The 14,672-nt window shown below is 30.8% G+C and carries 12 protein-coding genes; 5 read left to right on the top strand and 7 right to left on the bottom strand.

Going from position 1 to position 14,672, the window contains the following annotated elements:
* Nucleotides 1-71 precede the first annotated feature (71 nt).
* Genes ACN5J5_RS12230 through ACN5J5_RS12220 form a run of 3 tightly spaced genes read right to left on the bottom strand, consistent with a single transcriptional unit; the run spans nucleotide 72 to nucleotide 2,692 of the window.
* Nucleotides 72-1,163 (bottom strand): M42 family metallopeptidase, encoded by a 1,092-nt coding sequence (locus ACN5J5_RS12230; RefSeq protein ID WP_418645175.1) that lies wholly within the window; start codon nucleotides 1,161-1,163, stop codon nucleotides 72-74.
* Between the two features lie 20 nt (nucleotides 1,164-1,183).
* Entirely contained in the window at nucleotides 1,184-2,008 is an 825-nt protein-coding gene (locus ACN5J5_RS12225) for a lysophospholipid acyltransferase family protein (RefSeq protein ID WP_418645174.1), read from the bottom strand.
* Nucleotides 2,009-2,065: 57 nt separating this feature from the next.
* The gene (locus ACN5J5_RS12220) at nucleotides 2,066-2,692 is read right to left on the bottom strand and encodes an NUDIX hydrolase (protein ID WP_418645173.1); all 627 of its coding nucleotides are present in this window, start codon (nucleotides 2,690-2,692) and stop codon (nucleotides 2,066-2,068) included.
* Nucleotides 2,693-2,795: 103 nt separating this feature from the next.
* Between ACN5J5_RS12220 and ACN5J5_RS12215 the strand changes: the two genes are divergently transcribed.
* On the top strand, nucleotides 2,796-3,089 hold the full coding sequence (locus tag ACN5J5_RS12215) for a hypothetical protein (RefSeq protein ID WP_418645172.1): 294 nt from the start codon (nucleotides 2,796-2,798) through the stop codon (nucleotides 3,087-3,089).
* Nucleotides 3,090-3,156: 67 nt separating this feature from the next.
* Here ACN5J5_RS12215 and ACN5J5_RS12210 read toward each other — a convergent pair whose 3' ends face one another.
* Nucleotides 3,157-5,718: an endonuclease gene (locus ACN5J5_RS12210; RefSeq protein ID WP_418645171.1), complete on the bottom strand. Its 2,562-nt coding sequence runs from the start codon at nucleotides 5,716-5,718 to the stop codon at nucleotides 3,157-3,159.
* A 166-nt stretch (nucleotides 5,719-5,884) separates the two neighbouring features.
* Between ACN5J5_RS12210 and pheT the strand changes: the two genes are divergently transcribed.
* The 3 genes from pheT (at nucleotide 5,885) to ACN5J5_RS12195 (ending at nucleotide 10,096) form a co-directional block, all read left to right on the top strand.
* Nucleotides 5,885-8,311 (top strand): phenylalanine--tRNA ligase subunit beta, encoded by a 2,427-nt coding sequence (pheT, locus tag ACN5J5_RS12205; protein ID WP_418645170.1) that lies wholly within the window; start codon nucleotides 5,885-5,887, stop codon nucleotides 8,309-8,311.
* A 132-nt stretch (nucleotides 8,312-8,443) separates the two neighbouring features.
* Nucleotides 8,444-9,478 (top strand): quinone-dependent dihydroorotate dehydrogenase, encoded by a 1,035-nt coding sequence (locus tag ACN5J5_RS12200; RefSeq protein ID WP_418645169.1) that lies wholly within the window; start codon nucleotides 8,444-8,446, stop codon nucleotides 9,476-9,478.
* A gap of 3 nt (nucleotides 9,479-9,481) precedes the next feature.
* On the top strand, nucleotides 9,482-10,096 hold the full coding sequence (locus ACN5J5_RS12195; RefSeq protein ID WP_418645168.1) for a LysE family translocator: 615 nt from the start codon (nucleotides 9,482-9,484) through the stop codon (nucleotides 10,094-10,096).
* A 1-nt stretch (nucleotide 10,097) separates the two neighbouring features.
* Here the strand turns inward: ACN5J5_RS12195 and ACN5J5_RS12190 are convergent, their stop codons facing one another.
* The 3 genes from ACN5J5_RS12190 to ACN5J5_RS12180 all read right to left on the bottom strand — a co-directional run bounded on the left by ACN5J5_RS12190 (nucleotide 10,098) and on the right by ACN5J5_RS12180 (nucleotide 11,935).
* Nucleotides 10,098-10,649, bottom strand: a complete 552-nt coding sequence (locus tag ACN5J5_RS12190; RefSeq protein WP_418645167.1) for an HNH endonuclease — start codon at nucleotides 10,647-10,649, stop codon at nucleotides 10,098-10,100.
* A 72-nt stretch (nucleotides 10,650-10,721) separates the two neighbouring features.
* Nucleotides 10,722-11,252 (bottom strand): YfiT family bacillithiol transferase, encoded by a 531-nt coding sequence (locus tag ACN5J5_RS12185; protein ID WP_418645166.1) that lies wholly within the window; start codon nucleotides 11,250-11,252, stop codon nucleotides 10,722-10,724.
* An 8-nt stretch (nucleotides 11,253-11,260) separates the two neighbouring features.
* Nucleotides 11,261-11,935 carry a tetratricopeptide repeat protein gene (locus ACN5J5_RS12180; protein ID WP_418645165.1) on the bottom strand — a complete coding sequence of 225 codons (675 nt, stop codon included), beginning with the start codon at nucleotides 11,933-11,935 and terminating at the stop codon, nucleotides 11,261-11,263.
* Between the two features lie 204 nt (nucleotides 11,936-12,139).
* Here ACN5J5_RS12180 and lon point away from each other — a divergent pair, with 204 nt between their 5' ends.
* A complete protein-coding gene (gene lon, locus ACN5J5_RS12175) occupies nucleotides 12,140-14,614 on the top strand; it encodes an endopeptidase La (protein ID WP_418645164.1) in 2,475 nt (824 codons plus the stop codon).
* Nucleotides 14,615-14,672: the final 58 nt, after the last annotated feature.

Below are 14,672 nucleotides of genomic sequence, written 5' to 3'. Positions count from 1 at the left end.
ATTTATTTATAATTAATAAAAAAAGCTCGAAAACATAATGTTTTCGAGCTTTTTTATATATAAAATAGAGTCTATTTAAAATAAGAAAAATCTTCTCCGTTTTCTATTTTTAATAAACTTTCGTAAATCATTTTAATTACATTTTCAACATCTTCTCTGTGTACCATTTCTACAGTAGTGTGCATGTAACGTAAAGGTAAAGAAATTAATGCAGAAGCAACTCCACCATTGCTGTAAGCAAAAGCGTCAGTATCGGTACCTGTAGCTCTTGATAAAGCCGAACGTTGAAACGGAATTTCATTAGCCTCAGCAGCATCAATAATTAAATCACGTAATTTTTGTTGTACTGCAGGTGCATAAGCGATAACGGGACCTTTACCAAGCTCTAAAAGACCTTCTTTTTTCTTGTCGATCATTGGTGTTGTCGTATCGTGAGTTACGTCTGTAACAATCGCTACATTAGGTTTTATGGTTTGTGTTATCATTTCGGCACCACGTAAACCAATTTCTTCTTGTACAGAGTTGGTAATATATAATCCGAAAGGTAATTCTTTTTTATTTTCTTTTAATAAACGAGCAACTTCAGCAATCATAAATCCGCCCATTCTGTTGTCTAAAGCGCGACATACAAATTTATCACCATTTAAAATATGAAACTCATCTGGGTACGTAATTACACAACCAACATGAACGCCTAATTTTTCAACTTCTTCTTTGGTAGCGCAACCTGTGTCGATAAAAATATTATCTGGTTTAGGAGCCTCTTCTTTACCTTTATTTCTGGTATGAATTGCTGGCCAACCAAAAACACCTTTTACAATTCCGTTTTTAGTATGAATATTTACAATTTTACTAGGAGCAATTTGATGATCAGACCCTCCGTTTCTAATAACATAAATTAATCCGTTATCAGAAATGTAGTTTACATACCACGAAATTTCATCGGCATGTCCTTCAATAACTACTTTATACTTTGCATCAGGATTGATAACTCCAACTGCTGATCCGTAAGTATCGGTAATAAATTCATCAACATAAGGTTTTAAATAATCCATCCAAATTTTTTGACCTTCCCATTCGTATCCGGTAGGAGCAGCATTATTTAAATATTTAGCTAAGAAATCGATTGATTTCTCGTTTAAAATTGATTTATTTTTTGCCATAATTATATATAATTTCTTTTTTATTCTTCACTTTGATGTTCTGAACCCCAAAAACGTCTTTTTTCTCTATATTCTTGTTCTTCTTTTATTTGTTCTGGTGTTAGCACCTTTAAAAACGAAGGATGTTGTTCAATCGCATATTCAATTTTTTCAACAATACAAGCTACATCATCATTTTCAGTATCAAACTTTAAAGGCTCTTTTATAACCATTGATTGTAAAACATTTCGTTTTTTTATCAATAATCCTTTTTTATCAAAAGAACGTCTAAAACCATCAATAACAATAGGCACTACAACCGGATTGTATGTTTTTATAATATGCGCTGTACCACGACGAATAGGTTTAAATGGCGTAGTGGTTCCTTGCGGAAAAGTAATTACCCAACCGTCATCTAATGCTTTACCAATGTTAGAAATATCAGACATTTTTACTTGTCTTTTAATATCTTTACCTTCACTTCTCCAAGTTCTTTCTACTGATACAGAACCTACATAGGCAAATATTTTAGGTAATAAACCAGCACGCATAGTTTCGCCAGCTGCGATATAATAAAGGTTTAATTTCGGATTCCATAAATAACCTACATTTCTAATATTATCATCACGTCCTTTTAAGGCGGCATTAAATACATGAAACATAGAAGCTACATCAGCAAAATAAGTTTGATGATTTGAAATGAATAAAACATTTTTATCTGGAAGATTACGAAGTATCTCCATTCCTTCTATCTGTAAGTTATTAAATTTACGATAGCGACCGTGAGAAATAGCTCCTAAAACTTGAATTAAAAAGCGTTTTATAAATAAAATATGTCCGAACGGATTCCTTTTAAATAAAGGCATTTGATTGTTAGTTTTTTTAGTGTAAAAGCTAAATTACAAAAGAAATAGAAAACATTACTATTTAAATAAATCTTTAATTTCTGATAACATCATTGCTGTTGCTCCCCAAACAATGTAATCGTTTAGTTTAAAGCAAGGTACATCAATATTTTTCATGTAAGACGTTTCCATATTTATTGATGTTAAATTGGCATCGTTTAATAAATCGCTTACCAAAACCTCAATAATACTTGCAACTTCGTAATTAGGTTTAAAAATGGGTTTTTCTTGTGAAAACCCGATAAAAGGGGCAACTAAGAAATTACTAGGAGGGATGTAAGAATCAGATAGTTGACGGATGATTTTTATTTCTGATGAAGGAACACCAACTTCTTCAAAAGTTTCCCTTAAGGCAGTTGTTTTAAAATTAGCATCTTCTTTATCTATTTTACCACCAGGAAAACTAATTTGATCAGAATGTTTACCGTTATAATTGGCTCTTTTAGTTAATAAAAAACGTGTATTATTGTTTTTATCAGGATAAAACAAGGCTAAAACAGCTGCTTTTCTTGGATTTTTACTGTTAATTAATTCTTGTGAAAACTGCATTCTTAATTTAGGAGCTAGTTTAAACTGAGCGTTTAAACCTCCTAAAGGTTTTTGTTGTAGTATTTCTATTTGATTTTTAAAATCAGAAAAAATCATTCGTTTTTAGTATTTTAGAGCAAACATATCAATTTACAAAGTTAAAAATTAAATTATTGGCTTGAATTTTGATTTCTGTTTTAACGGAATTAATAAAATATAAATGAATAAAGATAATAAGTATAAAAAATTAGCATTGAGTTTATTGTTTGATGCAGTAGGTTTTGTGTCGTATGTAATACCAGGTTTAGGTGAGTTTATAGATATTGTTTGGGCACCAACATCGGCATATTTAATGACTAGAATGTATAAAGGAAATAAAGGTAAAATAGCAGCGGCTGTTTCTTTTATTGAGGAAATTATGCCTGGGTTAGATGTAATACCAACATTTACGTTAATGTGGTTGTATACGTTTGTGTTTTCATCAAAAGAATCAAAAAAAACAATAGAGATTTAAAATTAATTTTAACAAAAAAAGGCAATCGTTTAACAATTGCCTTTTTTGTTTTGTTGATAAGGAAAGTTTATTTTTTTATGAATTTTTTGGTAAAAGAACGTTGACCATCATTAATTTCAAGAAGGTAAATTCCGTTTTTTAAATTAGCCACATTAATTGTTGAGTGATTTACGTTACCCTTTAAAACTTCCTGACCTATAACATTAAAAACTTTAAAAGTTGTAGTTCTGTTATCTGTCATCTTAATTTTTATAAAATCAGCTGTAGGATTTGGAGAAATATTTGCATTAAATATAGTAGTTTCATTTCCTAGTTTTTCTGCAGTAATTGTACTGGTATAAATTCCTTTAGAGCTTGCACCAATGTTTACTGAATAATCTTCTACTTCACCATACGAAAAAGTTTCACAAGCGGTAGGAGCAGCATCCCATTTCATAGCCACACGCATTCTTGTTTTACCATTTAAAGCCTCAGTTGGCACCGAAAAATTAGCAGATAAATTGGCAGAGCTAGACGAAGAGCCACTAACAACTTCTTCATTACTTTCAAAAATTCCGTTTTGGTTAAAGTCAATCCATACTTTCCAGAATTCTGTATATGACGACCCAGAAAAACCTGCACTTATAATAATTGTATTATTTCCATAAGTTAAATTAGCTGTTAAAGAGGTAAAATCGGCATAACCATTATTAAAAGTTGAAGTATTAGCAATACCACCGATAGCAACATAGTCAATAAACTCATAACTAGCGTTGTTTCCTTTAGCAGTACAGTAGGTAACTATGTTTGCTTTAGTGGTTACAGTAGTTGAGTTACTAGCGTTTGAAACATTATTTGCAGCATCTTTAGCTTTTACAGAAAAAGTATAAGTTGTTGAAGCGGTTAAATTAGTTACGGTATAATTAGTTGTGGTAACTGTTGCTATTTTGGTAATTCCTTTATAAATTTCGTAACCTGTAACGGCTGTATCATCAGAAGCTGCAGACCAAGTTAAGTTGGCTGAAGTTTTAGTGATATTTGAAACCGTTAAGTTACTCGGGGTTGTAGGAGCTGTAGTATCAACAGGAGTTCCTCCATCAATTGTATGTTCGCTTAAGCCGCTAAAAGTATCTTTTGAAAGGATATTCCATTCTGAAGTTGTGTACGTTGTATTAGGGCTGTTTATTGACGATTTTCTTTGCAAAGTTTTGTCTTGAGCAAAACTGGTAGAACTATTAGGATTTCCAATTAAATCGATAAGTATATTATTTTTAAATAAACCAATAGCATCATTACCGTTAAAAGATAAAACACTAGTATCTGTTTTTTGCGCTTTATTTTTTATTGTTGATGAAGCACTGCTGTTTGCAATCACATATACATTACCATTATTTAAAGTTCCGTTTAAAGCTAATGTATTAGACCAGCCACCTCCGTTAGAAGCTTTTTTTATTGAATAGTCTGATAAATCAATAACATTTCCTGTAAAATTAGCGATTTCTAAAGCTTTATTATTAGAAGAACCTTCAATATATTCTGAAAATAATAAATCATTTGCGAATCCTGATGACGGAGTTGAAGCTGTTGTTACATTTATAGTATTGCTAGCTGTTGAAACATTATTTGCGGCATCTTTAGCCTTTACAAAAAAAGAATAAGTAGTACCAGCTGTTAGCCCGTTTAAAATATAAAAATTAGTAGTTGCTGTTGCTAATTTATTCACGCCGTTAAATATGTCATAGCCTGTAACTCCAGTATTATCTGTTGAGTTTGACCAAGATAAACTCACGGTAGTTTCGGTAATATTACTAGCAATTAAATTTAAAGGTGTTGTTGGAGCCTCTGTGTCAGTAGCACCACTACCGTTTCCAAATAGGTCTTCCGCTTGCGGTCCACCCCAAATTTTAGTAGCAAAAGCTGGATTATCAATAAAAGGATTACGATTTCCTTGTAAACCTTGTATAATTGGATTGCGTTGTTTTTCGAAATCTGATACAGGATCTTGGGCATTCCATTGTAATAATAATTCAATCATATTGCTGTCAGAAGAACTGGCTGTACCAATCGCTACATTACTAGGCAAACATTGGTTTCCGTAACGTAAATACATGTACATCATCATACGTGCAACATCTCCTTTCCATTCATCACCAGGATACCATCCACCAGAAGAATCTCCTGCATTACCAGTTCCTGTGGCAAATTTTTTACTACTTCGTTGTCCGTTAAAAGAAATATCCGCAGGTCTAATATGGTGTGCATCTGCTCCTGGACCCGAAGTTCCTAAATTAGGATTTCCTAATGATTTAGGATATACGTGCTCTCGGTTCCATTGTGTTCCTGCAGAACCTCCGTTAGCATCTTTACTACGAGTTTTGTCGGTAACATAATTACCATCAGAATCACTAAATCCATATATTAAAACAACTTTTGTATTGTTTGTAGGATCTAAATCAGATTGTTTTAAAGCATCCCAAACACCAGGAGTATAGGATAAGTTTGTGTTATGTGTAGCTATAATTTTTGTGGCTAAAGCATTTTTTAAAGCTGTACTAGTTTGATTTAAGTTAACATCATTATAATATGATGGTACTTGAGAAAATACCGAAAGCGATGCAATCAGTAAAATGAAGGGTAAAATTTTTTTCATGTAAATTGTTGTTGTGTTAATTATAAACGCTAGCAAAAAAACAATTAAATATAAAGAAGTATGTTATCAAATAGTTAATAATCAACAGTATAAAACACTCTGTAGAAAGGTTTATAGTATTTCCTTTATTTTCCGTAAATTTGCAGGCTTAAATTAGAGATTGATTATGAAGATATCATACAACTGGTTACGACAATTTTTACAAACAGACTGGGAAGCTGAAAAAACAGGAGAACTATTAACAGATTTAGGTCTTGAAGTAGAAGGAATTGAAAAAGTTGAAAGCATCAAAGGAAGTTTAAAAGGAATTGTAGTTGGTGAAGTAAAAACGTGTGTTAAGCACCCAAATGCAGATAAGCTTAAAGTTACTACGGTAGATTTAGGTGATGGAAATCCGATTCAAATTGTATGTGGTGCACCTAATGTTGATGCGGGTCAAAAAGTACCTGTTGCTACTGTGGGTACAACTTTGTATGATGATAAGGGCGAAGGCTTTAAAATAAAAAAAGGTAAAATAAGAGGGGAAGAAAGTCATGGAATGATTTGTGCCGAAGACGAGTTAGGTTTAGGTAAAAGTCATGACGGAATTATGATTTTAGACGATGCTATTGCTCCAGGAACTTTAGGTGCTGACGTTTTTAATATAGAAACTGATTATGTTTTTGAAATAGGTTTAACACCAAATCGTGCTGATGCAATGAGCCACTTTGGAGTTGCTCGTGATTTACGTGCTGGATTAATTCAGCAAGGAACAAATTTAGAATTAATATCTCCTTCTGTTTCTGATTTTCATGTAGATGAACGTACTCAAAAAATTGATATCGAAATTGAAGATAACAATTTAGTGCCTCGTTATAGCGGAATTACAATTACAGATATTGAAATAAAAGAATCTCCTGAGTGGATTCAAAATAGATTAAAAGCGGTAGGAATTGTACCTAAAAATAATATTGTAGATATTACAAATTACGTTTTACACGAATTAGGGCAACCATTACACGCTTTTGACGCAAATAAAATACGAGGAAATAAAGTAGTTGTAAAAACGTTAGAAGCGGGTACAAAATTTACAACTTTAGATGAAGTAGAAAGAACATTAGCTGCTGATGATATTATGATTTGTGATGCTGATAACAATCCTTTATGTATTGGAGGAGTTTTTGGCGGATTAAAATCTGGAGTAACAGAGCATACAACAGCTATTTTCTTAGAAAGTGCTTATTTTAATCCAGTTTCTGTTCGTAAAACAGCAAAACGTCATGCGTTAAATACTGATGCTTCTTTCCGTTTCGAAAGAGGAATCGATATTAATTTAACGAAATATGCACTTAAACGTGCTGCTTTATTAATTGAAAAATATGCTGGCGGAAAAATGTCTTCAGATGTTTTAGATTTTTATCCAGAAAAAATTGAAGATTTTGAAGTGTTTTTATCTTTTGAAAACACGTATAAATTAATTGGTCAAGAAATTCCGAAAGAAACAATTAAAAATATTTTAGCTTCATTAGAAATTAAAATAAACAGTGTTACCGATGCTGGCTTAGGTTTGGTTGTACCATCTTACAGAGTAGATGTTCAAAGAGAAGCTGATATTATTGAAGAGATTTTAAGAGTTTACGGTTATAATAATATTGAGTTTTCTCATAAACTAAATACTTCAATTTCTTTTGATAGTGATAAAGAAGTAAAAATAGAAAACATTGTTGCAAATCAGTTAACTTCTTTAGGGTTTAATGAAACAATGGCTAATTCTTTAACCAAAGAAGATTATGTTGCTTTGTCTGATAATTTAAATCCGGCGAATAACGTAGAAATGTTAAATCCGTTAAGTAACGATTTAAAAGTAATGCGTCAATCGTTATTATTTAGTGGTTTAGAATCGGTTTCGTACAACATCAACAGAAAAAACAATGCTTTAAAGTTTTATGAATTTGGTAAAACATATCATAAATACGAAAGCGGATATCAAGAAGACAAGCATTTAACCTTATTTGTTACAGGAAATAGAACTAAAGATAGCTGGAAAACAGTTAACAAAACTTCTGATTTCTTTTATTTAAAAGGAATTGTAACAAGCTTATTAAGTAGGTTAGGGCTAGATAAATTAAAAACATCACCAATTAAAACAGATGTGTTTTCTGAAGGAATTGTATTAAGCTTAGGTAAAACTAAATTAGTAGAATTTGGAGTGGTAAAAAGAGCCATTTTAAAAGAGTTTTCTATAAAACAAGAGGTGTTATTTGCTGATTTTAATTGGCAAAATATTTTAAATTTTGTGGGTAAGAAAAACATTAAAGTAACTGATTTAGCAAAATTCCCATCAGTAAAACGTGATTTAGCCTTGTTATTAGATAATAAAGTTGAATTTAAAGAAATATACAACTTAGCATTTCAATCAGAAAAGAAGCTTTTAAAAGAGGTTGATTTGTTTGATGTTTATGAAGGTGATAAATTGCCAGAGGGTAAAAAATCATACGCAGTAAGTTTTGTAATTCAGGATGAAAACAAAACATTGGCAGATAAACAGATTGATAAAATAATGCAAAAATTACAGCAAACATTCGAAAAGAATTTAGAAGCTGTTTTAAGATAATTAAGAAGCTCCAATTTTTATTGGGGCTTTTTTTATGAAATTTTACGTCATTCTGGACTTGTTTCAGAATCACATCAAGATAAGTTAATTATGAGCTGCTGAAATAATTCAGCACAACAAAAAAACAAAGGCATGTATAAAATATTAATCCGTCCGATTTTCTTTCTTTTTGATCCAGAAAAGATTCATTATTTTACTTTTTCATTGGTAAAGTTTATGACGAAAATTCCTTTTATGGCTTCAATATTTAGAGGAATGTATCAAGTAAATAATAAAAAATTAGAACGTAATTTATTCGGACTAACTTTTAAAAACCCTGTTGGTTTGGCAGCTGGATTTGATAAAAATGCAGTGTTGTATAATGAATTGGCAAATTTCGGATTTGGTTTTGTAGAAATAGGAACTGTAACTCCGAGAGGACAAGCAGGAAATCCGAAGAAAAGATTGTTTCGTTTAAAAGATGATCAGGGAATTATTAATAGAATGGGATTTAATAATGAGGGATTAGCAATTGCGATTGAACAATTAAAAAAGAATAAAGGAAAAATTATTATTGGCGGTAATATTGGTAAAAATACTGATACAGCTCCCGAAAATTATACCGAAGATTATTTAGAATGCTTTAAAGGTTTGCATCCGTATGTAGATTATTTTGTACTGAATGTAAGTTGTCCAAATGTTGGAAGTCATGCAAAGTTAGATGATGTTGATTATTTAAAAGAATTGATTACTGAGGTTCAGAAATTAAATAACAAAGAAGCTATTCAAAAACCAATTTTATTAAAAATTGCTCCAGATTTAAATAATCAACAATTAGATGAAATTATTGAATTGGTTGACGATACTAAAATAGACGGAGTAATTGCTTCAAATACATCGGTAAATAGAGATAATTTAAAAGCTTCTGAAGAACGATTACAAGAAATAGGAAACGGTGGTGTAAGCGGACAACCTGTTAAAGAAAGAAGCACAAAAGTAATTAAGTACTTGGCAGACAACTCAAACAAAGCATTTCCTATAATTGGAGTAGGAGGTATTCACTCTGAAAAAGATGCTTTAGATAAAATAAATGCTGGAGCCGATTTAGTACAGGTTTACACTGGTTTTATTTATGAAGGCCCTAGTTTGGTAAAAAGAATTAACAAAGCTATTTTAGCTGAAAGTTAAAAAATGTTCGAAATTCTAATTTCTTTTGTTTTAGCCACGGCTACCTTAGCTTTTTCACCTGGACCCGATAATATTTTTGTGCTAACACAAAGTATTGTACACGGTAAAAAATATGGATTGGCAACTGTTGGTGGATTAATGACAGGCTGCATTATTCATACAACATTGGTCGCTTTTGGGGTATCAGGAATTATAAAACAAAATCCGAATTTATTTTTTATAATTAAGTTATTTGGCGCTTTGTATTTGCTTTATATAGCATATCAAGTATATAAAAGTGATGCTAAAATTGCTTTTTCAACAGAAAATGTAGTTAAAAAATCTACTTTCGAATTATTTAAAAAAGGTTTTTGGATGAATGTTCTAAACCCGAAAGTAACAATTTTCTTTTTAGCATTTTTTCCACAGTTTTTATTCTCAAAAACTATTTCAACGGTAGTTCAGTTTTACGTTTTAGGAGGATTATTTATTTTAACCTCTTTTACAATATTTTCTACAATTGCTATTTTGGCAGGAACAATTTCAACATCTATAAAAAAGAACGCCCAAATAGGAGTGTTCCTAAAATGGGCGCAAATTGTAGTTTTTATTGCAATTGCGGTATTAATTTTACTGTAAATTAATATTCGGTAACATAGCCCCAGTTTTCACCAGTTTTAATTCTGTGCAATTGCATTTCAGAAACACCAAATTGTTTTGCTATCATTTTTAAACGTGTTCTCCTGTTAGGATCGTTTAATTTTCGCTTAAGCAATTTAACCTTGGTTTCAGTAAGTTTAGACGTTCTGGCTTTATGAACTTTATTTACATATTCAGGATTGGTGTACTGGTGTACTTCTTTTTCCCTTTTTGTAGCCCATTTAAGGTTTTCAACACTATTATCTTTTTTATCGTAATTTAAATGAATTACATATAGTTGATCTTCTTTACGCTCTAAAAAAGCTTCTGCAACCAACTTATGAACATACCTACTGGTATTTTTTCCGTTTACACGTTGTTTTAAAGGTAAATTTTGATAACCATTTATAAAATATTCATTTACTAAAGATTCTTCCTCATTTTTACAATTAAGAATCCTTCCGTAATTAGATATTTTAAACTTTTCTTTTTCAGCTATTTTATTGTCAAATACTATTTCTTTCCACTTTTCATTTCTATAGTTTCGTATCATCTTCCAATATTTTATCTGAACTTAAATAATAAATAGCACTTTATTATTTTAGGTAAAAATACGCATTTTGTATTATTTCCAAGAATTTTTTAAAAGTAACTGATTAATATGCGCATAATGATGCTTACAATGCCAAGCATAAATGCCTATATTTTCTTTTAAACTAATTTCTTCGTTTCCTTCGGGATGAATGAAAACCTTGTTTAAATCAGTTGAATTTAAGCCCTTTAAAAGATACACCCATTTGGCGTGTAACGCTTTTAAGGCATTTAATGATAAGCTGATGGGCGCAGACTTAGAATCAAATAATGCTGCCCAACGATCTTCATAATAAGCTTTAATTACTGGTTTATCTTCCGTTAAAGCCCATTTAAAGCGCGTGTAAGAATTATGATGACTATCTGCACAATGATGTATCACTTGTTTTACAGACCAACCACCATCTCTATATGGAGTATTTAATTGTTTTTCTGATAAATTTTTAACCAAAGTTTCTAATTCAGCAGGGAATTCTTCTAAAATAGCAATCCATTCATTTATTTTTTCTGATGAAATTTCAGTAGGAATATTGGGTTTTCCTATCGGATATTTTAAATGTTCCATTAATTTTATTACTGTTTGGTAAGCTTAGTTAAAGTTCTTTTAGCACTTCTGTTTTCAGGATTAATAGCCAATGCTTTTTGGTAGTAAGTTATGGCACTTACAGTATCTTTTGTTTTTAAATATGCATCGCCTGTACTATCGTAAGTATTAGAACTTTTTGGATATAATTCAATATTTATTTTAAAAACAGCAATTGCTTTTTCGTATTGTTTAGCTCTTAAATATCGATAACCTAAACTATTTAAAGTGTTTTCTCTTATAATAGGGCTTAAACTGTCTTTTTTTCTGATTAATTTATAACCATTTAAAGCGGCAGTATAGTTATTATCTAAAAGATATTCACTCGGAGTTTTTTCACCTTCTTTTAATTTATTAAAAACAAAAATTTCATCTTTATGCTCTCTTTTTTTAGCGAGTTCAATTTTATTTTTAGAAGTGTTAAAAATTAATTTCTCATTTAATTCTCTAACATAAAACGTACTATCGTTAACTTTTAAAGGTGCTAAATTTTTATTTCGCCAAGTTAATAGCAATTTACCTTCGTTAAAATTTACGTTTATAACTTCATCTGCATTAAAAAAATAACGACCTGTAGCTTTTTTTATAAACTCATCAGAATTTTTATCAGAAGTACAATTTATTAAAAGTAAAATAGTAAAAATGTAAAGTAGTTTCGTTTTCATTGTTTTTAAAGCTTTTTTTGTAAAATATAATAATAAGACGATTGACTTAATAATTAGTTACAAGTTAAATAAAATTTACTTGGCACAACAATTGACTTATATAGTCTGTAAAATAATATTTTTTGTTTTATTTTACTGTTTATTAAGTTTTTACAATTCAACAAGTGCATTTTATATTATTTAAAATAGTATAAAAATGTCACTATGACATATATACAAGATATGAGCAAATCAAAAATAATACATTTAGACAATTTGTCGCTTCAAGATGCTTTTAATGAAGATTCAGAATTAATTCCGTTATTAACTCCTGAAGACGAAGAGTTGATAAATAAAGAGGAAGTACCTACAGAATTGCCAATTTTACCTTTAAGAAACACGGTTTTATTTCCGGGTGTTGTAATACCTATTACTGCGGGTAGAGATAAATCTATTCAGTTAATAAAAGATGCCAATAAGGGCGATAAAGTAGTTGGAGTAGTTGCTCAAAAAAATAGTGATGTAGAAAATCCTGGGTTAAATGATATTCATAAAACAGGAGTTGTAGCGCAAATTTTACGTGTTTTAAAAATGCCTGATGGTAATACAACCGTTATCATTCAAGGAAAAAAGCGTTTTGAAATTGATGAAATTACGCAAGAAGAACCGTATTTAAAAGCTAAAGTTCATGAAGCAATAGATGACAGAGAGGTTGATGATCAAAAAGAATTTGATGCAATTATAGAATCTGTTAAAGAATTAGCTTTAGAGGTTATTAAAGAAAACCCAATGTTGCCTTCTGAAGCTTCTTTTGCAATTAAAAACATTCAATCTAATTCGTTTTTGGTGAATTTTATTTCGTCAAATATGGAGTTGAGTGTTACTAAAAAACAAGTTTTACTAGAAAAAGATAGTTTAAAAGAACGTGCACTTTTAACGTTAAAAAACTTAAATAAAGAACTTCAAAAATTACAATTGCGTAATGATATTCAGTCTAAAACACGTTCTGATTTAGATAAGCAACAACGCGAATATTATTTACATCAGCAATTAAAAACCATTCAAGACGAATTAGGTGGTGTTTCTCATGATCAGGAATTAGATGAGATGAGAATCAAAGCTAAAACTAAAAAATGGAATAAAGAAGTTGCCGAAACATTTGAAAAGGAATTAGGTCGTTTAAAACGTATGAATCCGCAAATGGCAGAATACGGTGTGCAGCGTAACTATTTAGAGTTAATGTTAGAGTTACCTTGGAATGTGTATTCTGAAGATAAATTTGACTTAAAGAAAGCGCAAAAAATATTAGACAGAGATCATTTTGGATTAGAAAAGGTAAAAGATAGAATTATAGAACATTTAGCTGTTTTAAAATTAAGAGGTGATATGAAATCGCCAATTATCTGTTTATACGGACCTCCAGGTGTTGGTAAAACATCATTAGGTAAATCGGTTGCCGAAGCTTTAGGACGTAAATATGTACGTATGTCGTTAGGTGGTTTACGTGATGAAGCTGAAATTCGTGGGCACCGTAAAACATATATCGGAGCAATGCCAGGGCGTTTAATTCAGAATATTAAAAAAGCAGAAACGTCAAATCCAGTTTTTGTATTAGATGAAATTGATAAATTAAGTCAAAGTCATCAAGGAGATCCTTCTTCAGCTATGTTAGAAGTATTAGATCCTGAACAAAATACGGAGTTTTATGATAATTATTTAGAAGTAGGATATGATTTATCAAAAGTACTTTTTATAGCTACAGCTAACAATTTAGGGCAAATTCCTTGGGCATTACGCGATCGTATGGAACTGATTAATGTAACAGGTTATACGATTGAAGAAAAGGTAGAAATTGCTAAAAAATACTTATTTCCAAAGCAATTAAAAGAACACGGTTTAACAACAGAGCATTTAACAGTTGCCAAAAAACAATTAGAAAAAATTGTTGAAGGGTACACGCGTGAATCCGGAGTTCGTGGTTTAGAAAAACAAGTAGCCAAAGTGGTGCGTTTTGCTGCAAAATCTATCGCGATGGAAGAGGAGTACAACATTGCTTTAACTAACGAAGACATTGAAACTATTTTAGGGCCTGCACGTTTAGAGCGCGATAAATATGAAAACAACGATGTTGCTGGTGTAGTTACAGGATTGGCTTGGACAAGCGTTGGTGGTGATATTTTATTTATCGAATCTATTTTATCTAAAGGAAAAGGAAACCTTTCTATTACGGGTAATTTAGGTAAGGTGATGAAAGAATCTTCTACCATTGCAATGAAATACATCAAAGCAAACACTGAAGAATTTGGTATTAATCCAGAAATTTTAGAAAAATACGATGTACATATTCACGTACCAGAAGGCGCAACGCCAAAAGATGGGCCTAGTGCGGGTATTACCATGTTAACTTCGTTAGTATCGGTATTTACACAACGTAAAGTGAAAAATAAATTGGCCATGACAGGTGAAATTACCTTGCGTGGAAAAGTATTGCCAGTAGGTGGAATTAAAGAAAAAATATTAGCAGCAAAACGTGCTAATATTAAAGAGCTTATTTTGTGTGCCGATAATAAAAAGGACATCGAAGAGATAAAAGAAAGTTACTTAAAAGGATTAAAGTTTCATTATGTAACTGAAATGCACGAGGTAATTGACCTTGCACTTACCAAACAAAAAGTAAAAAATGCTAAGAAATTAGTGTAAATATAAAGCTGTTAAAAAATTGATATTTAATATTAAGTAGGGTAGTGCCTAGTACTAA

Source organism: Tenacibaculum insulae (assembly GCF_964512435.1).
In the GTDB taxonomy this organism is placed as follows: Bacteria; Bacteroidota; Bacteroidia; order Flavobacteriales; family Flavobacteriaceae; genus Polaribacter; species Polaribacter insulae_A.
This window is presented reverse-complemented; position numbering and strand designations above follow the sequence as displayed.